This is a genomic window from Duganella kummerowiae, assembly GCF_053572355.1.
The window spans coordinates 141,192-164,739 of sequence record NZ_JBKFEH010000007.1; the positions used below are offsets into that span (position 1 = coordinate 141,192).

15 protein-coding genes are annotated in these 23,548 nt (G+C 68.6%); 6 read left to right on the forward strand and 9 right to left on the reverse strand.

Translation table 11 applies throughout. From position 1 onward, the window contains the following. Window positions 1-48 precede the first annotated feature (48 nt). Window positions 49-696, reverse strand: coding sequence for an isochorismatase family protein (locus ACLB1G_RS06290; RefSeq protein WP_491626339.1), 648 nt, complete (start codon window positions 694-696; stop codon window positions 49-51). 153 nt (window positions 697-849) lie between these two features. Here ACLB1G_RS06290 and ACLB1G_RS06295 point away from each other — a divergent pair, with 153 nt between their 5' ends. Continuing rightward, on the forward strand, window positions 850-1,380 hold the full coding sequence (locus ACLB1G_RS06295; RefSeq protein ID WP_491626340.1) for a hypothetical protein: 531 nt from the start codon (window positions 850-852) through the stop codon (window positions 1,378-1,380). Here ACLB1G_RS06295 and ACLB1G_RS06300 read toward each other — a convergent pair. Together ACLB1G_RS06300 and ACLB1G_RS06305 are read right to left on the reverse strand one after the other, a co-directional pair. Next, window positions 1,332-3,119, reverse strand: a complete 1,788-nt coding sequence (locus ACLB1G_RS06300) for a S41 family peptidase (RefSeq protein ID WP_491626341.1) — start codon at window positions 3,117-3,119, stop codon at window positions 1,332-1,334. The genes ACLB1G_RS06295 and ACLB1G_RS06300 overlap by 49 nt on opposite strands. A 110-nt stretch (window positions 3,120-3,229) precedes the next feature. Beyond that, on the reverse strand, window positions 3,230-5,233 hold the full coding sequence (locus tag ACLB1G_RS06305; RefSeq protein ID WP_491626342.1) for a methyl-accepting chemotaxis protein: 2,004 nt from the start codon (window positions 5,231-5,233) through the stop codon (window positions 3,230-3,232). A 343-nt stretch (window positions 5,234-5,576) separates the two neighbouring features. Between ACLB1G_RS06305 and ACLB1G_RS06310 the strand changes: the two genes are divergently transcribed. From ACLB1G_RS06310 to ACLB1G_RS06330, 5 genes are all read left to right on the forward strand, one after another. Beyond that, window positions 5,577-7,847: a carboxy terminal-processing peptidase gene (locus ACLB1G_RS06310; RefSeq protein WP_491626343.1), complete on the forward strand. Its 2,271-nt coding sequence runs from the start codon at window positions 5,577-5,579 to the stop codon at window positions 7,845-7,847. 220 nt (window positions 7,848-8,067) lie between these two features. Continuing rightward, window positions 8,068-10,260, forward strand: coding sequence for a DUF4214 domain-containing protein (locus ACLB1G_RS06315; RefSeq protein WP_491626344.1), 2,193 nt, complete (start codon window positions 8,068-8,070; stop codon window positions 10,258-10,260). Window positions 10,261-10,459: 199 nt separating this feature from the next. Next, entirely contained in the window at window positions 10,460-12,613 is a 2,154-nt protein-coding gene (locus ACLB1G_RS06320) for a gluconolaconase (protein ID WP_491626345.1), read from the forward strand. An 85-nt stretch (window positions 12,614-12,698) separates the two neighbouring features. After that, window positions 12,699-13,883: an acyl-CoA dehydrogenase family protein gene (locus tag ACLB1G_RS06325; protein ID WP_491626346.1), complete on the forward strand. Its 1,185-nt coding sequence runs from the start codon at window positions 12,699-12,701 to the stop codon at window positions 13,881-13,883. A gap of 7 nt (window positions 13,884-13,890) precedes the next feature. Further along, the gene (locus ACLB1G_RS06330; RefSeq protein WP_491626347.1) at window positions 13,891-15,027 is read left to right on the forward strand and encodes an acyl-CoA dehydrogenase family protein; all 1,137 of its coding nucleotides are present in this window, start codon (window positions 13,891-13,893) and stop codon (window positions 15,025-15,027) included. 42 nt (window positions 15,028-15,069) lie between these two features. Here the strand turns inward: ACLB1G_RS06330 and ACLB1G_RS06335 are convergent, their stop codons facing one another. The 6 genes from ACLB1G_RS06335 to ACLB1G_RS06360 all read right to left on the reverse strand — a co-directional run bounded on the left by ACLB1G_RS06335 (window position 15,070) and on the right by ACLB1G_RS06360 (window position 23,546). Continuing rightward, window positions 15,070-15,984, reverse strand: coding sequence for a diguanylate cyclase (locus ACLB1G_RS06335; protein ID WP_491626348.1), 915 nt, complete (start codon window positions 15,982-15,984; stop codon window positions 15,070-15,072). Beyond that, window positions 15,981-20,564: a PAS domain-containing protein gene (locus tag ACLB1G_RS06340; protein ID WP_491626349.1), complete on the reverse strand. Its 4,584-nt coding sequence runs from the start codon at window positions 20,562-20,564 to the stop codon at window positions 15,981-15,983. The genes ACLB1G_RS06335 and ACLB1G_RS06340 overlap by 4 nt, the downstream gene beginning before the upstream one ends. Before the next feature lie 98 nt (window positions 20,565-20,662). Next, window positions 20,663-21,244 carry a prepilin-type N-terminal cleavage/methylation domain-containing protein gene (locus ACLB1G_RS06345; protein ID WP_491626350.1) on the reverse strand — a complete coding sequence of 194 codons (582 nt, stop codon included), beginning with the start codon at window positions 21,242-21,244 and terminating at the stop codon, window positions 20,663-20,665. A 65-nt stretch (window positions 21,245-21,309) separates the two neighbouring features. Further along, window positions 21,310-22,032: a hypothetical protein gene (locus ACLB1G_RS06350; RefSeq protein ID WP_491626351.1), complete on the reverse strand. Its 723-nt coding sequence runs from the start codon at window positions 22,030-22,032 to the stop codon at window positions 21,310-21,312. A 3-nt stretch (window positions 22,033-22,035) separates the two neighbouring features. After that, window positions 22,036-22,821 (reverse strand): ABC transporter permease, encoded by a 786-nt coding sequence (locus ACLB1G_RS06355; RefSeq protein ID WP_491626352.1) that lies wholly within the window; start codon window positions 22,819-22,821, stop codon window positions 22,036-22,038. Then, entirely contained in the window at window positions 22,818-23,546 is a 729-nt protein-coding gene (locus ACLB1G_RS06360) for a prepilin-type N-terminal cleavage/methylation domain-containing protein (protein WP_491626353.1), read from the reverse strand. Before ACLB1G_RS06360 ends, ACLB1G_RS06355 begins: the two co-directional genes overlap by 4 nt. Window positions 23,547-23,548: the final 2 nt, after the last annotated feature.

A 23,548-nucleotide genomic window follows, 5' to 3' on the forward strand; every position in this document is an offset into this window, starting at 1 on the left:
GGCGCCTGGCCGTCGGATGGGCGGCCGGATGGTGGCGCGAACGCGGCTTCAGGCCGCCGGCGGCGGCGCCAGCGGCGGCAGCATCTGGCGCGCATAGCGCAGCCCGACGCCGTAGCCGCCGCCATGTTTTTCGACCACGGCGCGCGCCGCGTCGTAGGTGTCGCGCCGGGTCCAGTCGCGCTGCAGCTCCAGCAGTACCTGTATCCAGCTGGTCGGCTGCGCGCCCTGGCCGGCCATGCGCTGCATCGCCAGCTCATGGCCGGTGGCGGTCAGGCCGCCGCAGGCGTCGCCCACCACGTAGCACTCATAGCCGTCGCGCAGGGCGCTCAGTACGGCAAAGCTGATGCAGGCCTCGGTCAGCATGCCCGAAAAAATCAGGCGCTTGCGGCCGGTGGCCTGGATCGCCGCCAGCATATTGGCGTCCTCCCAGGCATTCATGTTCCTGCGCTCGATGACGGGATGGTCCGGCAGCAGGGCCGCCAGGTCGGGCAGCAGCGGGCCGCTGTAGACCTTGCTGGCCGAGGTGCTCACCACCACCGGCAGCGAAAACGCCTGTGTCGTTTCCAGCAGGGCCACGGAATTGTTCAGCAGGGTCTGGCGGTCCATGGACTGGACGGCGAATTGCAGGCCGGCCTGCTGGTCGAGCAGCACCAGGGCACAGTCTTGCGGGGTCAGCAGGTCTTGCAGGATACTCATGATAGCCTCTAGAGATGGTGGACGCGGATGCGTCCCGGTATTCTAGGAAGCGGCGCGCCCGCGGGCATCCCTGGAACTGGCGAGCGGCGGCTCCGCCTTAAGGCCGGGGCGCGCTGAAATTGACGCGCCCCGGGCGGCATGCGACCATGCGCCATGGCCAGCCTGCTCGACTGTTCAGTGCTCGCGCCCGCGTGGCTATGCCACCACCGCGACCTGTTGATCTACCTGGCGCCCTCCCTGCTGCTGGCGCTGGTCATACGCGCCCTGTCGGCGCGCCATCCGGTGTTCTTCCTGTTCACGCTGGCCGGCACCATCACCCACGAGCTGGCGCATTTCTGCGTCGGCCTGCTGACCTGGGCCCGGCCCGCCACTTTCACGGTGATACCGCGCCGCGTCGGGCAGGGCTGGGAACTGGGCTCGGTCAAGCTGACCCGGGTGCGCTGGTACAACGCCGCCCCGTCCGCGCTGGCACCATTTCTGGTGCTGCTGCTGCCCTTCGTTGTGGCATGGTGGCGCACCCGCGCCGGACTGCACTTCCAGTGGCTGGACCTGGCGCTGGCGTTTGCCGTCGCGCCCCAGTTCCTGGCCTGCTGGCCGTCTTCGGCCGACTGGCGCATCTCGCTGCGCTCCTGGCCTTATTTGCTGATCGCGGCCGCCGGGTGGTGGACGCTGGCCGCGTTGTAGGGCTGCTGCCCCCGGCGCAGCTCGGCGATGGCCGCCTCCAGCACTTCATCGCGTCCGGCCCGGATGCCGTCCACGGTGGGGCGTACTTCGATGTCGGGCACGATGCCGACGCGCTGCGTGGGCCGGCGGTCGGGATAGAACACGCCTATGCCGCTGATCATGGTGCGCAGGCCGCCCGGCAGCACGATGGGGCTCACATTGCCGTCGGCGCCGGCCGTGGTGCTGCCGATGACCTTGGCGCCGGGCACGCTGCGCAAGGCCATGGCGGTGTACTCGGCCTGGCTTTGCGATATTTCGTCCACCAGTATCACCACCTTGCCCGGGTAGTGCGGCGCGGCCGGAAACAGGGCTGCTTGCTGGCCCCAGCGGAAGGCGCCGGGGTTGGCGGCGTCGCCGGTGGTGAAGCGGGCGAAAGGAACGGGCTGGCTGACGAGGTGACGGCCCAGCGTGTACACGACGAACTGGTTGGGATAATTGCGGATATCGACGATCAGGCCGCTGGTGCCGGCCGCAGCTTCCAGGTAGGCCGGAATATCGTCGGACTTGATCGACGACAGCTTGAGATAGGCAATATCCTGGCCCAGGCGCTGGAAGGTCTCGCCGGGACGGTCGTGCGTGATGCGCTCCCGGTTCAGCGCCAGCCCCGGTTCCGGCATGGCCGCCAGTGCCAGCGCTTCCTGCCCGCGCCGCACGCGCAGCCGGGCGGGCGCGCAGGTGCCCTGGAGCAGGCTGTGGCCGATGTCGCGCAGGCGGGCGGCGTCGTTGGACGCGGCGTAATAGGGACTGCGCAGCTGCACCAGGCGCGCCACCGGCGTGCCGTCCAGGCTGTCGATCACGTCGCCTGGCAGCAGGCCGGTGGCCGGGCCGGCCTGCGGGTCGGCGTAGGCGTAGACCACGGCCTGGCCATCGATGAAGCGCACCCGCACCGGCAGCGCGCAGGTCCCCTGCGGCGGCCGCACCTGGAGCGAACTCCACAGGTTGGCGTGGGTGTCGTGGACCCGGGCGATGAGGGCCATCATGTGCAGCTCGTAGGCAGCCTTGTCCTTGGCCAGGGCGGCGCCGGTGATGCTGTCGCGCAGTACCTGGTGCCAGTCTTCCCCGATCTGGTCGCGATAGGGCGCCCAGTATTCGATCATGTTCCAGTAGCGGAACAGTCCCAGCAGCTGGTAGCCGGCATCCGGGAACACCAGCTGCGGGTAGCCCGCTTCATGCTCGAATACCGGGTTGCCGACCGGCTGCTGGTGCCGCACATAGTATTGCTCCTTGCCTGCCGGACGGTTCTGGTAGATGTCCCGCAGGGTGGCGCGCAATTCCGGGCCCAGGTCGCCGGCATCCAGCCATGCCAGCGCAGAGCGCAGCTGCAAGTCCCGAGTATCGAGCGTGGTGCAGGGCTGGCAGGACGCCACCGGGCCCAGGGCGGCGATCCAGCGCTGCAGGATGGCGCTGGCGGCGGCCCGGTCGGGCGCGGCCAGGATGGCCGGCAGCATGCGCAGCAGCTCGTCGTCCCAGGGCAGCTCGCCGGCGGTCACGCGCGGGTGGTGATACTTGAGGAAGCCCCACACCTGGCCCAGGGTGGCGATGTTGGCGGCTTGCTCCGGCGTCAGGCTGGTGACCGCCACGCCGGAGCCGTGCTGGAATGGAGAGCCGGTGCCGGGCGGCGCGGCTTGCGCCCACGGCAGGCCCGGCCAGGCGAGGCACAGCAGGGTGGCAAACAGCGTAGCGAGGAAGTGGCGGCGCATAGGGGCAAGGAATGTGAATAAAAGGAAACTATATCATTCCTGGCAACATAAAAACGGTGGGCGAAAAAAAACCGCCGCGTGCATGCGGCGGCGGGTGAGGACGGGGTGGCTTAGCGCAGCGCCGGGTAGTGCCGGTCCTGGCTGTCCTGGACGCCCAGCTTGAATATCTGTACCACCTGGGCCAGTTCGGCGGCCTGGTCCTGCAGGGCCTGGGCCGCCGCTGCCGCTTCTTCCACCAGGGCGGCGTTCTGCTGGGTCACGCCGTCCATCTGGGCCACGGCGTCATGCACCTGGACGATGCCGGCGCGCTGCTCCTCGCTGGCGCTGGTGATCTCGCCCATGATGTCGGTGACGCGGCGCACGCTGTCCACCACTTCTTGCATGGTGCTGCCGGCCTGCTCGACCTGTTTGCTGCCGGCCGCCACCTTGCCGACCGAGTCATCGATCAGCGCCTTGATTTCCTTGGCCGCCGTGGCCGAGCGCTGCGCCAGGGTGCGCACCTCCGATGCCACCACGGCAAAGCCGCGGCCCTGCTCGCCGGCGCGGGCCGCTTCCACGGCCGCGTTCAGGGCCAGGATGTTGGTCTGGAAGGCGATCCCGTCGATCACGGAAATGATGTCCACGATCTTGCGCGAGGAATCGTTGATGGACCCCATGGTGTCCACCACTTGCGCCACCACGACGCCGCCGCGGGCGGCGATGTCGGACGCCGCCTGGGCCAGCTGGTTGGCCTGGGCCGCATTGTCGGCATTGTGCTTGACGGCGCTGCTCAGCTGCTCCATCGAGGCGGCGGTTTTCTCCAGGCTGGAAGCCTGTTCTTCGGTGCGCGAGGACAGGTCCAGGTTGCCGGTGGCGATCTCGGTCGAGGCCGAGGCGATCTGCTCGGCGCCGCGCCGTACCTGGCCCACCACGCCGGACAGGTTGCGGCTGATGCTGTTCAGGGCGCGCAGCAACAGGCCGATCTCATCCTTGTTCCTGATTTCGACATGCACGTCCAGGTCGCCCTCGGCGATGCGCTCTGCCGCCTGCTCGGCGCGCGCCAGCGGCCGCGTCACGTTGGCGCGCACCAGCAGGAACAGGGCCACGGCAAACACGCCCAGGGAGAGCAGGCCAAGCAGGGCGTAGCGGTTGCGCAGCTGGCTGGCTTCGCTGGTGATCTCGTCGGTGTACACGCTGCCCACCATCAGCCAGCCCCAGCCCTTGAACATGTCGAAGGTGACCAGCTTTTCGCGCGGCTTGGCGCCATCCTTGTCGGCCCAGTCGTAGACCATGCTGCCTTCCGTCTTTTCCAGCATTTCCTTGATGAAGCTGCGGCCATCGCTGCTCTTGGCGTCCAGCAGGTTGACCCCTTCCTTGCTGGGGTGGACCAGCAGGGTGCCGTAGGTTTTGCCGGGCGCGGCGCTGACCACGTAGATGTAGCCGGTCTGGCCGATCTTGATGGACTTGATCTTTTCCTTGAGCATTTCCATATTCTTGGAAATGTCCAGGCCGATGAACAGCACACCCACCACCTTGCCGGCGGCGTCGCGCACCGGGTCGTACTGGGTGATGTATTGCTTGCCAAACAGGGTGGCCAGGCCGATGTAGCTCTTGCCTTCGCGCAGGAGCGGATAGCTGGGATGGCTGTGGTCCAGCTGGGTGCCGACCGCGCGCTCACCGTTTTCCTTCTTCAGCGAGGTGGTGACGCGCACGAATTCGTCCCCGCTGGCAGCGAAGATGGTGGCGACCACGCCGGTGGACTGGGTGAACTGGTCGGGTATCGAAAAGTCCAGGTTGAGGGTGCGGCCGCCGTTCTTCAGCAGCGGTACCGGCTTGCCTGCGATTTCCACCGGTGCCGACGCGTCCAGCGTGTAGGCCCCGGTGAACTGGGCGGCAAACAGGCGTGCGAAGCTGCCGGCTTCGTTGCTCATGGCGATATGGAACACTTCCACGGTGTCGTTGATCCCGTTCAGGGCGTCGGCCACGTTCTTCTTGGCGCGCTCCTCCAGCATGGACGCGGTGCTGGCATTGATCAAGGCCAGCAGGATGGCCAGGATCACACTGATCAGGCCGAACGTAAATACGGTGATTTTGGTACCTACACCCCAGTCGCGGGGATTAATAATCTTGGTCATGGCTCTCTTCTTATTAAAAACGTCATTGCCTGGTGGCGCCGGCCAGGGGGCGGAATGCGGATGAGGCGCGTGCCTCGGGGATGCGGAGGCGGGCAGGGGATTTAAGCTGTCATGATAGCAGATTTTTTCCGAGCGGCAACTCCATCTTTGGAGTCAGGCCTCCAATTTATTCTTTAAAAACAATGGCTTATTGGAAAAATAGACAGGAAGTTAGTAGTTTCACGTACTCCGGGACACTGCTTTCAGCGCCCCTTAAGTTTGTATCAGGAAACTGCGCCATGGACAGCCCGCCTATCCTGTAGAATGAAGTCATACCTGAACAACGATTTTCGGAGCAAAGCCGATGAAGAAGCATATGCTGTTGGTGGCCGTGTTGGCGGCATTGTCATTGCAGGCCGGCGCCGCCGCGCCGGACAAGGCTGCGGCCGACGCCCAGATGAAGCCCCAGGCCACCCAAGCCCAGGCCGCGGTAGTGGCTTCGCGCATCCTGTCGCGCTTCCATTACAAGGCCATGCCCCTGGATGACGCCATGTCGGAGAAAATCTTCGACCGCTATTTCAAGGCGCTGGACGCCGAGAAGCTGTTCTTCACCCAGGCCGACGTCGACCAGTTCGGCTACGCGCGCACCAAACTGGATGACGCCATTGCCGGCGAGGACCTGAGCATTCCGTTCGCCATCTATAACCAGTACCAGCAGCGCTTCAACGAGCGCATAGGCTACGCCCGCGAACTGCTCAAGAGCAAATTCGATTTCAGCGTGGACGAGAGCTACCAGTATGACCGTGAAAAGGCGGACTGGGCCAAGAGCGATGCGGAAATCAAGGAACTGTGGCGCAAGCGCGTCAAGAATGACTGGCTGCGCCTGAAGCTGGCCGGCAAGGATGACAAGGCGATCCGCCAGACCCTGGACAAGCGCTACGAAAACTACCAGAGCCGCTCGCGCAAGCTCAACAACGAGGACGTGTTCCAGATCTTCATGAACGCCTACGCCATGTCGATCGAGCCGCACACCAACTACCTGGGCCCGCGCGCCTCGGACAACTTCGAGATCGCCATGCGCCTGTCGCTGGAAGGCATAGGCTGCGTGCTGCAGACCCGCGACGAATACACCGTGATCCGCGAAGTGGTGCCGGGCAGCCCGGCCGGCCTGTCCGGCAAGGTGAAGGTGGGCGACCGCATCCTGGCCGTGGGGCAGGGCGCCAAGGGCAATATGACCGACGTGCTGGGCTGGCGCCTGGACGACGTGGTCGAGCTGATCCGCGGCCCCAAGGATTCCACCGTGCGGCTGGACATCCTGCCGGCTGATGCCGGTCCTGATGGCAAGCACACCTCGGTTGCCCTGGTGCGCAAGAAAATCAGCATGGAAGAGCAATCGGCCAAGAAATCCATCCTGGAAGTCAAGGATGGCAACGTCAAGCGCCGCGTGGGCGTGATCTCGCTGCCGACCTTCTACCTGGACTTTGAGGCGCGCCGCCGTGGCGACAAGGATTACAAGAGCGCCACCCGCGACGTGGCCCGCTTGCTGGGCGAGCTGAAGAAGGAAAAAGTGGACAATGTCCTGATCGACCTGCGCAACAATGGCGGCGGTTCCCTGATCGAGGCGGTCGAGCTGACCGGCCTGTTCATTGACAAGGGCCCGGTGGTCATGCAGCGCAACAGCGACGGCCAGGTGCAGGTGGAAAGCGACACCAACGCCGGCATGGCCTGGGACGGCCCGCTCGGCGTGCTGGTCAACCGTGGCTCGGCCTCGGCGTCCGAGATCTTCGCGGCCGCCATCCAGGATTACGGGCGCGGCATCATCATCGGCGAACCCAGCTTCGGCAAGGGCACGGTGCAGACCATGATCAACCTGGACCGTTACGCCAGCAGCGACAAGTCGCGCTACGGCGACCTCAAGATGACGGTGGCGCAATTCTTCCGCATCAATGGCGGCACCACCCAGCTGCGCGGCGTCACGCCGGACATCAAGCTGCCGTCCATGACCGATCCGGACAGCTTCGGCGAATCGAGCTATGACAACGCCCTGCCATGGACCTCGATCAAGCCGGCGCCTTACATCGCCACCGGCGACATGAAGGACATCGTGCCGCTGCTGGACAAGCGCCACGAAGCCCGCATCGCCAAGGACAAGGATTTCCAGTACCTGGCCGAGGATATCGCGCTGGCCAACAAGCAGCGCAAGGACAACCTGATCTCGCTCAACGAAAAGGCGCGCCGCAAGGAGCGCGACGAGCAGGAGGCGCGCGCCAAGCTGCGCGAGCAGCGCCTGCTGGCGGCCACCCCGGGCGGCGACGACCCGGTGCTGGTGCCCGATCCCAAGGATGCGCTGAACAAGGCGGTGTCGGCCAAGCCGGCCAGCGGCAAGGCGGCGCCCAATCCCAAAGTGGCGGCGGTCAAGGGCGCGCTGCGCACCGACGACGGCCTGCAGGCCGATGAACGCTCGCTGACGGCCGAGCTGGACGCCGAGAAAGCCGCCAAGGCCGCCAAGGATGTGCTGCTCAACGAGGCCGTGCACATCCTGGCGGACGAGGTGGGACTGCTCAAGACCGATACCCGCATGGCCTCGCGCGTGCTGCCCTATGGCCTGAATGCAGGCAGCGCCGGCGGCAAATAAGGCTGTCATTCAGCGCGCGCATATAAGCTATCACAACTATAAATTGGCTAAATATCGCGCGCTCCAGCATTATTGCACCTGTCTCCTCTATTCTCCTCCAAGGAAATAGATTCAACCCGCTCCCTGAGCGGGTTTTTTTTTGCCCTGCCACTGTGCTTGCGTAAGCGCAATTATCAGCTTAATATGGTTATTAAATTGATAAATGAAAAGGGATCAATGCATGACCAGCCATACCACGGAATTGCAGCAGCTGTATGTGGCGTACTTCAGCCGGCCGGCCGATCCTGGCGGGCTGGCCTACTACCAGGCGCAACTGGACGCGGGCAGGCTCACGCTGGCCGAGGTGTCGCGGCAGTTTTCCACTTCGCCCGAATATACCGCCACTTTTGCCGGCCTGAGCACCACACAAATCGTGGCACGGATTTATATCAACCTGTTTGGCCACCCGGCCGACAGTGCCGGCCTGGCGTATTGGACCGGTCTGATCGACAAAGGCCTGCTTACTCCGGCCTTTGCCGTGACCAGCATCGCCGGCGGCGCGCAGGGCGCCGACCTGGCGGCCTTTAACGCCAAGGTCTCGGCCGCCGTGGCGTTCACTGATTTCCTCGGCGCCGTGGACGGCGGGGCGGCGGCCTATGCGGGCGGCACCGCCATCGGCAGGGCCGCCGACTACCTGCGCCAGGTGTATGACGACGCCACCCTGAAGGCGGCCACCACGCCGGAAGCGCTGGCGCAGACCCTGGGGGCGCTCAATGGCTGCGCAGCATCTCCGTCCGACCTGGCGCGCTGGATAGCCAGCAGCCTCAACAGCGTAGCCGTGGCCCAGGTGGATGGCGCCGTGGCCGCCAATGAAGCCTACAGCAAGGCGCAGGTGGCCCAGATCCAGGCCGTGATCAAGGCCGCCAGCGGCGCCCCGGCCGATCTTCAGGGCGCGTTCGATGCCGCCATGGCGCTGTCGGCCGCGGCCGGCAAGGCCAGCAGCGCCGTGGCAGCCGCCATCAGTGCGGGCAGCAAGGCGGCGGCCGCCGCCGCGTCCTTTGTGGCGGCCGCGGCGCAAACCGTGGCGACGGCGGATGACGCACTGGCGGCGGCTGCCAGCGAAGCCGCCAAGGCCCGTGTGGCGGACGCGGCAGCGCTCTCGGCCGTGCTCAGCTCGGCCCAGGCCTACGGCGCCGCCGCCGGTGACGCCGTGGTGGCCGCCAGCGCCGCCACCCGGTCCAACCTGGCCGCCGGCAAGGCGCTGGCGGAAGCCAATAGCGTGGCCACCGCCAAGCTGGCGGTGGACGCCGCCGCCGCCGAGCTGAATCAGGCCAGCAGCGCCGTGGTGAGCGCCCAGCACGCGGTCGAGCTGGCTGACGCCTATGTCATGGCCACCCTGGCCAGCAGCACCGGCGTCGATGACGCCGCCGGCGCCCAGGCCCGCACCGACGCGGCGGCCGCCCTTGCGGCGGCGAACACGGCACTGGACGCGGCCAAGGCCCACGTGGCCACCGCCGCCCAGCTGCCGACCGGCCAGCAGGTCACCACGCACGGGCTGACGCTCCTGGTCGATATCGTCACCGGTGGCGCCGGCGCCGACCTATTCAACGCCGTTCCCGATTCCTCCGGTGTCAACCCGCTGAACGCCTACGACACCCTGGACGGCGGCGCCGGAGAGGATATCCTGAACATCGTGCTCCCGGGCGTGGTGGCCATTCCCGTCACCGCCACCATCCGTAACATCGAGACCATCCATGTGGCAGTGGCGGCAGATACCACGGTCAGCCTGGGCGCGGCGGTGTCCGGCGTGACCACGCTCAGCATCATCGGCAGCGGCAACGTCAGCGTCGCGCTTGGCGCCAACAATGTCGCCCTGGTCGACGCCTCCGGCCTGGCCGGCGGCCTGACCGTGGCCACAGCCGCCAGCTCGGCTGCCGCCGCCACCATCAAGGGCGGCGCCGGCAGCGACCTGCTGACCGCCAACCATGCCGGCGACGTGCTGCAGGGCGGGGCCGGGGCCGATATCCTCGTGGCGCGGGCCGACAGCGTCATCCTGACAGGCGGCGCCGGCGCCGACATCTTTGACGTGGCCAGCCCCGCCAGCAAGCTGGGCGCCTACACCACCATCACCGACCTGGGCGCCGGGGACAGCCTGCGCTTCGGGGCCTCGGCCGCCAGTTTCCAGTCGGCCAAGGTGGCCGTGGGCGGCGCCGCCACGCTGCAGGATGCCGCCAACGCCGCCATTGCCGGCTCGGCCGACGGCGTGCTCAGCTGGTTCCAGTTCCAGGGCGATACCTATGTGGTGCAGAACGGCGCAGGCGCCGGCACAAGCTTTAACGCTACGCAGGACAGCATCGTGAAAATCCTCGGTCTGGTTGACCTGGGCGCGGCCTCGTTCAGCGCCGCCAGCCACAGTTTGGGCTATGTTGTCTGACAACTCATTCAGGCTGCCTATATCTGCTATCACGACTCGCAATTGGCATTCGAGGCGATAGCCGGGCATGATGTGACCTGTCTCCTCTATTCTCCTCCAAGGAAATAGATTCAGCCCGCTCCCTGTAGCGGGCTTTTTTTTGCCTGTATTTTGCTGATGGGATAGGTTAAGCTTTCATTTCTGTAAATCAACTCCAGGAATGTCCGTGACGCCTACCCAGTTCAAGATAGCCCTGGCCGCCCTGGCCGTGTTCGGTGCTGCGGCCGGCGGCGGGGCAGCCTGGCTGGCGACGCGCCCCGCGCACGGCGGCTTGCCGGCGGCCGAGGGGCAGTCCGGCCTGCGCGCCACGGTGCCGCACTGGAACGCGCGCGTGACCAGCATTGCCGGCGACGGCCTGCCGGGCGTGGCCAATGGCGGCGGTCGCCGCACCCGTTTCGCCGATCCCTACGGGGTGGCCGTGGCCCCGGACGGCACCATCTTCGTGGCCGATGGCGGCGACGGCAACAGCATCCGCAGGATCGCACCGGATGGTGCCACCAGCGTGCTGGCCGGCGCCATCGAAGGCTATGCCGAAGGGCAGGGCAAGGCGGCCGCTTTTCACACCCCGTCCGGCCTGGCGCTGGACGCCCAAGGCAACCTGTACGTGGCCGACACCGGCAACCACGCCATCCGCAAGATCACCCCTGACGGCATGGTCAGCACCCTGGCCGGCGACGGCCTGCCCGGCTACCGCGACGGCAAAGGCGCGGCGGCCCGCTTCGACGGCCCGCTGGGCGTGGCGGTCGATGCGGCCGGCGTGGTGTACGTGGCCGACAGCTATAACGACCGTATCCGCCGCATCGCTCCGGACGGCACTGTCACCACCGTTGCCGGCGACGGCCGCGCCGGCCTGGCCGACGGTCCGGCCGCCCAGGCCCGCTTCAACACCCCGGCCGCCCTGGTGGCGGCGCCCGGCGGCGTGCTCTTTATTGCCGACGCCGGCAACAACGCCATCCGCAAGCTGGGCCAGGACGGCGCCGTCACCACCGTTGCCAGCGCGCCCGAGGACGACCGCGACGCGCTGCTGCTGCGCCCGGTGGCGCTGGCCCTGTCGGCCGACGGCTATCTGTACGCGGCCAGCAACCGCCATGGCCGCGTGGTGCAGGTCACGCCCAAGGGCGAGGCGGTGACCCTGGTGGATGTGGACCACATGGCCCAGCCCGGCTACGGGCCGGACGGCAGCGTGCGCCTGTACCAGCCGCGCGGACTGGCCCTGGCTCCGGACGGCGCCCTGCTGGCCACCGACGCCGCCACCTTCCGCCTGCTGCGCATCGCCCCTCCCGCACCCGGCGACAGCGCCCCGCCGGAGCAAGGTCCCGCGCCGCTGCCATCGCATCCGGCCACCATGCTGTGGCCGGTCAAACCGCAGGACCAGGCGCATGAGGTGGTGGGCGTGATGGGCGAAGTGCGGGGCAAGACCGGTGGCGACAGCCGCGACCACTTCCACGCCGGCCTGGACGTACAAGCCGCCACCGGCACCCCGGTGCTGGCCGTCACGCCGGCCAAGGTCGCCGATCCGCTGGCGGCCTGGGGCTTTGGCGAGCTGTCGGAAGGCATGGCGCTGGACAGCCTGCGCTATGTGCACATGACGGTGGGACGCGGCCCGGGCGGCAGGCCGCTGGACCCGCGCTTCCAGCTGCTGGCCGATGGCAAGGGCAAGCCGGCGCAGGTGCGCGTGCGGCGCGGCGCCCGCTTCGCGGCTGGCGACACCCTGGGCCTGGTCAACGCCATGGCCCATGTGCATCTCGATTACCTGCCCAACGGCGGGCCGGTCAATCCGCTGGTGCTGCCCTTCATCGGCCTGGAAGACAGCATCGCGCCCGAGATCGAGCGCATCGCGCTGCTCGACGGCCAGGGCAAGCCGCTGGCCGACATGCGCGACGGCCGCCTGCTGGTGCCGCGCAGCCTGGGCGAGCTGCAGATCACGGTGGAGGCCTGGGACCAGGTCAGCGGCAACCAGGCGCGCCGCCGCCTGGGCCTGTACCGCCTCGGCTACCAATTGCTGAACGCGGACGGCGACACCATACCCGGCATGGAGCAGCCCGTCATCACCCAGCAGTACGACCGCCTGCCGCGCAACCGCGAGGCCGTCAAGACCGCCTACGCCGGGGCCAGCGGCATCACCGTGCACGGCGCGGCCGCCACCCGCTTCGTGTATGCCATCAACAACCGTATCCTCAAGGGCCAGGCGGAGCCGGGCGCCTGGCAGGTGGCCAGGCTGGGACCGGGAAATTATATCTTGCGCATCATTGCAGCCGACTACGCCGGCAATATCGCTACCCGACAGCGCGATCTGGCCATTACTGTCGATTAAAGGCTGCATACAGCGCGCAACAAAAATGTCACAATTGCCCGTCCGGCCTACAATGATAAGAACGGTCGTGCTTTAGGGGAGCAGCATGGATTTGAACTATACGGCGCAAGAACTGGCGTTCCGCGACAGGGTGAGGGGCTTCATCGAAACCAATTTGCCCAGCGACCTGCAGAAAAAGGTGCGCAACCACCTGCGGCTGCAGAAAAGCGACTACGTGCGCTGGCAGCAGATCGTGGCGCGCCAGGGCTGGGCCGCGCCGGGCTGGCCGGTGGAGCATGGCGGTCCGGGCTGGACCCCGCTGCAGCGCCATATCTGGGAAGAGGAGTGCGCGCGGGCCGGTACCCCGCCCATCCTGCCGTTCGGGGTCAACATGGTGGGGCCGGTGATCATGGCCTTCGGCAGCGAGCAGCAGAAAGCCTATTACCTGCCGCGCATCCTCAGCTGCGAGGACTGGTGGTGCCAGGGCTATTCCGAGCCGGGCGCCGGCTCCGACCTGGCCGCGCTCAAGACCACGGCGGTGCTGGACGGCGACCACTACGTCGTCAACGGCCAGAAAACCTGGACCACGCTGGCCCAGCACGCCGACATGATGTTCTGCCTGGTGCGCACCGACACCACCGTGCGCAAGCAGGAGGGCATTTCCTTCCTGCTGATAGACATGCACGCGCCAGGCGTCACGGTGCGGCCCATCATCATGCTGGACGAGGATCACGAAATCAACGAAGTGTTCTTCGATAACGTCCGGGTGCCGGTGCAGAACCTGGTGGGCCAGGAAAACCGCGGCTGGACCTACGCCAAGTACCTGCTGGCCCACGAACGCAGCGGCATCGCCGCCGTGGGCCGCAGCAAGCGCGAACTGCAATTCCTGAAAAAGCTGGCGCACGAGAATTTCAAGCAGGGCAAGCCGCTGCTGCAGGACCCGCTGTTCGCGGCCAAGGTGGCCCAGCTGGAGATCGAGCTGATGGCGCTGGAAACCACCGTGCTGCGCCTGCTGGACCAGGATACCCCGGGACCGGAAGCATCGATGCTGAAGATCAAGGGCACGGAAATCCAGCAGCTGCTGACCGAGCTGATGGTCGAGGTGCTGGGCCCGCACGCGCTGCCCTTCGACAGCGCCTACCTGGAGGGCCGCAGCGAGCACGCCGCCACCGGCGAGGACGCCGCCGCGCCGCTGGCCAGCTACTATTTCAACTACCGCAAGACCTCGATCTATGGCGGCTCGAATGAAATACAGAAAAACATCATCGCGCAGATGATATTGGGACTGTGAGGAGCGGATGGATTTTCAATTCAGCGAAGAACAGCGCCAGCTCGCCGATGCCCTGCGCCGCTGGCTGGACAAGGACTACGGCTTCGAGGCGCGCCAGCGCATCGTGCACTCGGCGGCCGGGGTCTCGCAGCCGGCCTGGGACGCCCTGGTGGAACTGGGCCTGACCGCCCTGCCGGTGCCGGAAGCCCTGGGCGGCTACGATGGCACGGCGGTCGACATGCTGCCGGTGATGCAGGAGCTGGGCCGGGCCCTGCTGGTGGAACCGTATTTCGCCACCGTGCTGGGGGTGCGCTTCCTCAAGCTGGCCGGCGGCCAGCAGGCCCTGCTGACGCGGGTGGCGAATGGCGCCATCAAGCTGGCCTGCGCCCTGAGCGAAAAGCATTCGCGCTACGACCTGGCCGACATCAAGACCATGGGCATTGTCAACGGCGAGGGCTACCTGATCGACGGTACCAAGACCGTGGTGCTGCACGGCGGCCAGGCCGACGTGTTCATCGTCTCGGCCCGCAGCGGCGGCGGCCAGCGCGACGTCAACGGCATTTCGCTGTTCGCGGTGCCGGCCGGTGCGCCCGGCGTGACGGTGCGCGACTACCGTACCATCGACGGCCAGCGCGCCGCCACGGTGGTGTTCAGCAACGTGGCGCTGCCGGCATCGCACCTGATGGGGCGCCTGGGCGGCGCCTGCGACATCCTCGACGCGGCGGCCGACTATGGCTGCGCCCTGCTGTGCGCCGAGGCGGTGGGGGTGATGGATGCGCTGTTCCAGGCCACCCTGGCGTACCTGAAGACGCGCCAGCAGTTCGGCGCGGCTATCGGCAAGTTCCAGGCCCTGCAGCACCGCATGGCCGACATGTACATCCACCTGGAGCAGGCCCGCTCCATGGCCATGCTGGCGGCGGCCCGGGTCGACGCCGGCGATGCCGAGCCGCGCCGGCGCGCGGTATCGGCCGCCAAGGCCCGCATCGGCCAGGCCGCTCGCTACATCGGCCAGCAGGCGGTGCAGCTGCACGGCGGCATGGGGGTGACCGACGAGCTGCCGGCCGCCCACCATTTCAAGCGCCTGACCACCCTGGAACTGACCCTGGGCGATACCGACCATCACCTGACCCGCTACATCGGCCTGCCCGGTTTCACCCACGCCTGAGGCGCGGGCCGGAGCGGGCCGCGGTGCAGGCTGAAGGGCGGCTCAGGCCAGGTAGCGGTTGCGGCCCTCCTGCTTGGCCTGGTACAGCAGGTCGTCGGCGCTGCGCAGCAGGGCGGCCGGCTGGCCATCCTCGCTGGCCAGGTCGATGCTGGCGATGCCGATGCTGAGGGTGACGCGCGGCGCCGTCGGCGAGGCGGCATGCGGCAGGCCGAGTGCGGCGATGGCCTCGATGATGCGGCGCGCCACCACCTCGGCACCGTGCAGCGCTTCCTGCGGCAGCAGCAGCACGAATTCCTCGCCGCCGTAGCGCGCCAGCAAATCCTGCGGCCGGGCGGCGCAGGCCTTCATGGCGGCCGCCACCTGCTGCAGGCACAGGTCGCCGGCCTGGTGCCCATAGTGGTCGTTGTACAGCTTGAAATGGTCGATGTCCATCATCAGCACCGACAGCGGCAGGCTGGCGCGGTCGCAGCGCCGCCATTCGCTGTCCAGCATGTCGTTGAAGTGGCGCCGGTTGGCCACCCCGGTCAGGCCATCGGTCAGGCTTTGCTCGCGCAGTGCATCGGCCTGGCGCTTGACGATGAGCTGCGTACGCACCCTGGCCCGTACCACGGACACGTTGAAGGGCTTGCTGATGAAGTCTGCCGCGCCGGCGTCCAGGGCGCGGGTTTCGTCCTCGGGCTGGCTCAGCGCCGTCACGAAAATGATGGGTATGGACTGCAGGCGCGGATGGGCTTGCAGGGCCGCGCATACGGCGTAGCCATCCATGCCGGGCATGACGGCGTCCAGCAGGATCAGGTCTGGACTTTGCTGCTGGGCCAGCTCCAGCGCCTTCTCGCCATCCAGCGCGAACAGCACCTCGTGTTCGTCGCGCAGGGCGTGGTGCAGGATCTGGACGTTTTCCATCGCGTCGTCGACCACCAGGATGCGTCCGTTTCTGGCCAGGCCGGTCCAGCTCATGCGCTTGCCTCTTGCTGCAAGATTGTTTCCACCATATTGAGTGCTGCCTTGAAATTCAGGGTATCGATTGCCTCCGCCAGGGCGGCCGCCGTGCCGGCGGCCAGCCCGGCGCGCAATTGCTGAAACTGGTCCAAGGCTTTCAAGTTATTTTGTTGCAGCATACCATGTAACTCGGCCAGCCCGGCCCGCAGCCCGGGCGCAAGCGCTGCGGCAGGGCCGGCTGCGGCGCCGCCATGCGGCCCGGCGCCACCGGTGGCGGCGCCATCCAGCGCGGCGCCATCCAGCGCGGCGCCATCCAGCGCGCCACTTTCCAGTGTGGCGGCATCCTCCGGCGCGGCGCCTTCCAGCACCACGGCCAGGGCCGCGCCCAGTCCGGCCAGCGTGCGGTCCAGTGCGGGATCGCCGGCGCGCAAGGCCGCCTCGGCCAGCGCCGTGTGGCGCGCGACTTCGGTGGCGCCCAGGTTGGCGGCCACCCCGCGCAGGCGGTGCAGGACCTGGGCCGCCTCCTGGCGACGGCCGGCGGCCAGCAGGCCGCGCGCCTCGTCCACGGCGCCCCCCTGCGAGCGGCGGAAGCGCCGCAGCAGCGCCAGCAGGGCATCGTGCTGGCCGCCCAGGCGCTGCAATGCGGCCGCCATGTCGATGCCGGGCAGTGCGCCGGCCGCCGTCGCCTGCGGTGGCGGGGTAGCGATGGCCGCAGCGCTTGCCGTTGCCGGTTCGGCCGGCGCCACGGCGCTCCCCGCATGGCGCTGCAGGGTGGCCACCAGGTTCTCGATGTCGATGGGCTTGGCGATGTGGGCCGTCATGCCGGCCCTGGCGGCGTCCTGCAGGTCATCCTCCATCACATTGGCGGTCATGGCAATCACCGGCAGGGACAGCAAGGCCGGCAGGCCCAGGGCCCCTTGGCGCCTGATCTCGATGGTGGCGTCGTAGCCATTCATGACTGGCATCTGCACGTCCATCAGCACCGCATGGTAGCGCTGCGGCGCTTGGCGCAGGCGTTCCACCGCCAGCTGGCCGTTGGCCGCCAGCTCCACCGTGGCGCCGGCGTGTTCCAGGATGAATTGCGCCACCTCCTGGTTGATTTCATTGTCCTCCACCAGCAGGATGCGCATTCCTGCCAGGCGCCCGGCCAGCGGCGGGGCCGATCCGGCGCCGTCCAGGACCCCGCGCTGGGCCAGCACCTGGCGCAGCAGCCGGGCCGGCGTGACCGGCTTGGCCAGCACGCCGGCCACCGCCGGCTGCTGCTGCGCGGCCAGGTCGGCGCACAGCGGCTCGGGCGCCATCAGCAGCACCGGGGTGTCCAGTCCGGCCTCGGACTTGAGCTGGCGCAGCAGAGCCCCGCTGGCGCCGGCCGGCAGCGCGTGGTCCAGCAGCACCAGGTCGTAGCCGCGCTGGCGCCACACGGCCGCGCGCAGCAGGTCCAGGGCCTCGGCCACGCTGGCGGCGGCCTCGGCCTGCCAGCCATGCATGGCGCAGGCGTGCAGCACGGCGCGCCGCACGGCCGGGTTGTCGTCCACCACCAGCAGCGACAGCGCGGGCGGCGCGGCCGGTGGCAGGGCCGGACCCGGATCGCGCTCCAAGGGGCAGCGGAACACGAACTCGGCGCCGTGCCCGGGCCGGCTATGCACCGCTATGGTTCCGCCCATCAGCCCGGCCAGGCGTTGTGCGATGGCCAGGCCCATGCCGGCCCCGCCGTACTGGCGGTTGGCGCCGCTGTCGGCCTGGGCGAAGGCGGCGAAGATGCGCTCCTGTTCGCCGGGCGCGATGCCGATGCCCGTGTCGCGCACGGCGAACTCCAGCACCACCTGGCCGTGGTCGTCTTCCGCGAGTGGGCGGGCCGCCACCACCACCTGGCCGCGCTCGGTGAACTTGATGGCGTTGTGCAGCAGCTTGAGCAGCACCTGGCGCAGCCGCACCGGGTCGCCGCGCACGCTGTGGGGCAGCGCCGGGTCGAGGTCGAACACCGGCTCCAGCCCCTTGTCCCAGGCCAGCGCGGCCAATTGCGCGCCCAGGCCGTCGAACACTTGTTCGAGTTGGAACGGCAGGTGCTCCAGCACCAGCTGGTCGGCTTCCACACGCGAGAAGTCCAGCAGGTCGTTGACCAGCCCCAGCAGCTGCTGGGTCGCGCCCTGCATCTTGTTCAGGTAGCCGCGCTCGCGCGGCGCCAGCGGCGCTTCCTGCATCAGCCGGGCCAGGCCGATGATGGCGTTCATGGGGGTGCGTATCTCGTGGCTCATGTTGGCCAGGAATTCACTTTTGGCGCGGCTGCCGGCCTCGGCCCGGTCGCGTGCCCGCACCAGTTCCTCGTTGAGTTCCTGCAGGTGCAGCTGGGTTTCCTTGAGGTCGGTCACGTCCGACACCAGCACGAAAAAGCCGCGCACCCGGCCCTGTTCGGCGACGTCGGGGATGTAGTTGATCCAGGTGTGGCTGACGGCGCCCGAGGGCCAGGCCAGCTGGCCGCCGAAGCCCTGCGGCTGGCCGGCCAGGGCGCTTTCCACGTAGGGCAGGCTGCGGGCGAACTCGTGTTCGCCCAGCACGTCGGCCATCAGCGCACCCTGGATCAGCTCGGCGCTGAGGTCGTGCCACTCCAGGAAGAAGCGGTTGGCGAAGCGGCAGCGCAGGCCGGCGTCCCAATAGGCCACCATGCCGGGCAGGTTGTCGGTGATGGTGCGCACGAACTGCTCGCTCTCGGCCAGCCGCGCGCTGGTCGCGCGCAGGTCCTCCTCGGCCCGCCTGCGCTCCGTGATGTCGATCGAGATGCCCATCACATGGGTGGGCTGGCCGCGCTCGTCGCGCAGGGCCACCTTGCTGGTGGCCAGGTAGCGGGTCTGGCCGGCCGCGTCCAGCACCGGTTCGATGCCGATCTCGACCGCCTCCTGGCTGGCCAGCACGCGCAGGTCGTCCTGGCGGTAGCGGTCGGCCAGTTCCCCGGGCATGATGTCGTAGTCGTTCTTGCCTGCCAGGTCTTGCCGGCTGCGGCCCAGCAAGGCCAGGCCGTAGCGGTTGAACATCTCGAAGCTGAAGTCGGTGGCGCGCTTGACGAACAGCATCACCGGCATGTTTTCGACCACCGACTGGAACAGCTGGCGCGACTGGCGCAGCTCGGCAATGGTGCGCTTCTGGGTGGTGATGTCCTGCACCAGGCCGGTAATGGCGCTGAGCTTGCCATCGGCGTCGAACTGCGGATAATAGCTCATCACCCAGTGCACCACCTGGCCCCCGGGCGAGCGGCCGGCGCGTTCCACGCCAGCCAGGCCGCGCCCGGTGCGCAGCACGGTGCGGTAATCCTCCAGCACGCCGGCGCGGATGGCCTGGTCGGCGATCATGTCGGGCGCGTAGCGGCCCAGGTGGTCCGATACCGGAACGCCGTTCAGGGCGGCCAGGAACTCGTTGATGCGGATGATGCGCAGCTCGCTGTCCACGTAGCTCAGGCCCACCGGCGCCTTGGCGTACAGGGTCTCGACCTGGGCGCGCGACTTTTCCAGCTGGACGGTGCGCTCGGCCACCAGGCTTTCCAGGCCGTGCCGGTGGCGCTGCAAATCGGCCTCCAGCACGCGCAAGGCGCGCGCCACGGCCTCGGCCTCGCGGAACGCCATTGGCTCCAGCGTGAAGCCGCGTCCGGCGGACAGGGCGGCGGCCGGTTCCAGCAGGGCCCGCGCCGAGCGCGCCACCCGCCCGCCCACCGACCAGGCCAGGCCGAAACCGGCCACCAGCACCACCCCGGCCGCCAGCAGGATGTGGGTGATGGATTGCAGCAGGCTGGCCAGCGCGTACGACTGCGGGGTGGCCACCGCCACCGTGGCGCCGCTGACCGGCGCCCGGCTATGTCCCAGGTAGATGGCCTGCGCCTGTCCATCCTCGCTGTCCAGCAGGCCTTCCGGCTGGCGCCGGAACTGCGCCAGCCGGGCCGGCGCTGCCGGCGTGCCGGGTGCACCGAAGGCCGCGCCGCGTTGCGCCACCAGCACGCCGTCGCCGTCGTACAGCGCCACCGCCTGCTGCGCCGCGACCTGCTCCTCTTCCAGGATGCGCGCCAGGCGGTCGGCCTTGAGCACGGCGCTCAGGGCATAGGCCAGCCGGCCGTCGACGTACACCGGCACGTCCACCGCCAGCAGCGGTGCGCCGCCGGCGTGGATCAGCGACAGCTGGGGGCGGCCTTGGGCGTACAGGGCGCGCAGGCGGACGGCGTTACGTTCCGGGGTGAGCTGGACCGGCGTGGCGCCGCCGGCCTGCATGGCCAGCCGGCCGGCGCTGTCGCTGAGCAGGAACTGGCTGGCCGGGAACTGCGGGCCCAGCAGGTTGGCGCCCTGCTGGCGCAGCGCGCCCAGGTCGCCGCCGCGCAAGCTGGGCGAAAACGACAGCGCCAGCGCCGCCCCCTGGGCCTGGGCCAGGTCGCGGTCGACGGCGGCCGCCACGGCGCGCGCCGCTTGCAGGGAGTCGAGCCGCAGCGCGCTTCTTTCGTGCAGGTAGAACTGGCGCACCACGGCGCCGAAGGCGATCAGGGTGGGCAGGGCGCAGGCCAGCACCAGCAGCGCGATCTGCGCGCGGATCGAGGGCAGGCGGGACGGGGTCTCTGCTGTCACTACGGGGCCTCCGGGTTCGTGCAGGCAACACGATAGTAGCCGAGGCGCACGCTTTCAGAAAGCCTTATTGTACGTGGCGCAACAGCGCCGGCGCCGCGTCAGAAGAATACGGCGGTGCGCTGGATTACGCTGCCGTTGTTGGTGTAGGGCGCGGTGGCGCGGATCGAGCCGGTGTTGTATTTGCCGTCGTCGAGCTTGCTGTCTATCTGTTCGGCGAAGCTGTCGGGCAGGTTGTCGAGCCGGATGCCGTTGCCGCCGCGGCCGCCCACGATGTCGTTGAAGATGTACACCGCGCCGCCCTGGGCGCTGGTCATGAAGTCGGTAGTGCCGTTGTAGGCGCCGGTGATGAAGCCGGACAGCGCCAGGTGCTGGGGCGCCAGCGCGTATTCCGTGATCTGGCCGTCGCCGTTGCCGTTGCCGGTGGCGCCGGGCGCGTGCAGGGTGCCCTGCAGATCGTCGCCGGGCAGGGCGCGGAACTTGTCCTGGTAGGCGTTGACGGCGGCCGACAGCGAGTTCGATTGCTGGATGATGTTCTTGACCTTGGCGCTGTCGATCAGGCTCTGCCCCTTGAGCACGCCACCCAGCAGCAGGCCGATGATGACCAGGACGATGGCGATCTCCACCAGTGTGAAGCCGGAGTGCGCGGACGGGCGGGATGGACGGTGGCGGGAGCCGGGCATGGAGTTTCCTTTCGCAGAGTACCGGCAGCCATGCTGCCTGTGGGCATTATAACCAGCGCCGCCCGCTAGTGCGAGGGCGCACCGGAGGCGGCCGCCTGCTCCAGCCGGCGCAAACGGGCGGCCAGGAAGGCCAGCTCGCGCGGATCGCTGATCTGGCCACTGGAAATCAGGCCGCCGATCAGGAGCCGTGCGCTGTCGAGTTCATTCATGTCTTCCAGCACGAACACCTCCAGTTCGCGGGCCCAGGCCGGCACCTGCGGGCCGCCGGCCTGCAGCCGCAGCGCCTTCGCGTAGCGGCGTGCCAAGGGCAGGTCGTGCAGGCGGTGGCGCGCCACCAGCGCGGCCTGGGCCAGCCATGGCCAGCGCCGGTTGGGGTCCTCGGCAAAGCGGCGGTAGACAAAGTCCAGCATCAGGCGCACCCGTGCTTCATCGCTGACGGCGCCATACAGCTGGCTGGCGGCCAGCAGCGGCGTCTGGCTGCGCGGATCGAGATCCAGGGCCAGCCCCAGCCAGCCGGCCAGGCGGCCGTAGTCCAGCCCGCGCCACGGCAGGCTCAGGCCGGGCTGTTCGTCCAGCGCCTGGATGTACAGCATGAGCAGGCGCGATACCGCCTCCGGCTCGCCCAGGGCCGCCAGCCGCAGCGCGGCCTGGGGCGGCGCCTGTGGCAGGGCTTCGGCCCGGGGCGGTGCCGCCGTGCGGCTTGCCGCCCACAGCAGTTGCGCCAGCAAGGCCAGCGCAAACAGCCACAGGGCGGGGCGCGGCACGCCGGACAGGGGACGCGGACGCATGGCTTACCAGTTCCTGCGCTGGAAATCGATCACGGCGGCCGCGCCCAGCAGCACCAGGTACAGCGCGGTCTGGAGCACGATGTCCAGCAGCGCGGCGGCGCTGCCGTCGTGGTACACCAGCCAGGCGCTGCGGGTATAGCGTTCCAGCGGCGGCAGCAGCAGGGCCAGCAGGTCGATCGCGGCGCCCAGCCAGCGCTGGCCGGCGTCGGCCGCCGCCTGCGGCGCATGGCCCAGCAGCTGCAGGGTGGCGATGCTGCGCGCCAGCAGGTAGAAGCCGGCGCTGGCCGCCAGCGCCGGCAGGGCCTGGCCCAGGCCGAGCATGCACAGCAGGCTGAAGGCAGCCACCAGCCAGCACTCGCACAGCAGCGAGGCGGCCCACAGCGCGGCCTGCTGCCACGGCGCCAGCAGCAGCGCCAGCAGGCCGAACACGGCGACCGGGATGGCGGCCAGCACCGCGTGCCCGGCGAGCTTGCCCAGCACGTAGGCGGCGCGCGGCAGCGGCAGGGCCAGCAGCAGCAGCTGGCCCTGGTCGGCCGCCTCGCGCGCCAGGCTGGTGACCACGAAACCGGCCGTCAGCGCCACCGCCGCCAGGCGCAGCGTGGCCGCCAGCACGGCGGCCTGCAGCTGCGCGCCCTCGGCCAGGGCCAGTTCGCGCAGGTAGGCGCTGACGGCCAGCGCCGCCAGCGCCAGCGCCGCCAGCAGCGGCAGCAAGCGGTTGCGGCGCGCCTCCAGCACGGTATGGCGGGCGATGGCGGCGGCGGGACGCAGCAGGGATGGCGTGGCCGTCATGGCAGGCGCTGGGCCGCCACCATGCGGTTGTACAGGACGTTGGGAGAAATCCACACCAGCATGTCATCGAAGGGGCCGCCGGGCGCGGCCGGATTGTCGCTTGGGTCACGGGTGATGAAGGCGGTACCTCCGCTGGCCAGGTTAAGTTTTTCATCGGTGTTGCCGCTGCCGGCATCGGCCAGCCGCAGGCCCTGGCTGCTGGTGCCGCCGTAGCCGTTCTTTCCGACCGACATGACGACCGCCACCGTGTCGGCGACGCCGGCGGCCGCCACCAGCTGGCCGCCGGCGTCGCGCGTGGCGATGCTGATATCGCGCGGGGTCCTGAGGGTGAACAGATAGGCGCTGTTGCTGAAGGCAGGGGTGACGCTGTAGTAGTACAGGCGGTTCCATCCATCCAGGCGCGTCACGCCGAGGGTGGCCCATGGCAGATAGCCGGCGCGCCGGCCCTCGGTGCAGCCGGGGCCGGTGCGGTCTTCCTGGCCGTCGCTGGCCGAGATTGCGGGGCAGGGCAGGTAGCCATTGCGCAGCGCGAAGCCGAACAGGGCCTCGCGCGCTTCCTCCAGCCCGCGCTGTGTGTCGGATGCGCGGCGTTGCTCGAACTGGGTTTGCAGCGGTGTGAGCAGTCCTCCGATCAATAGCCCGACGACGACCAGCACGATGGCCACTTCGACCAGGGTAAACGCGCGCTGGCGCAGGGCGCGCTGAAAACGGATCTGGACGGACATGT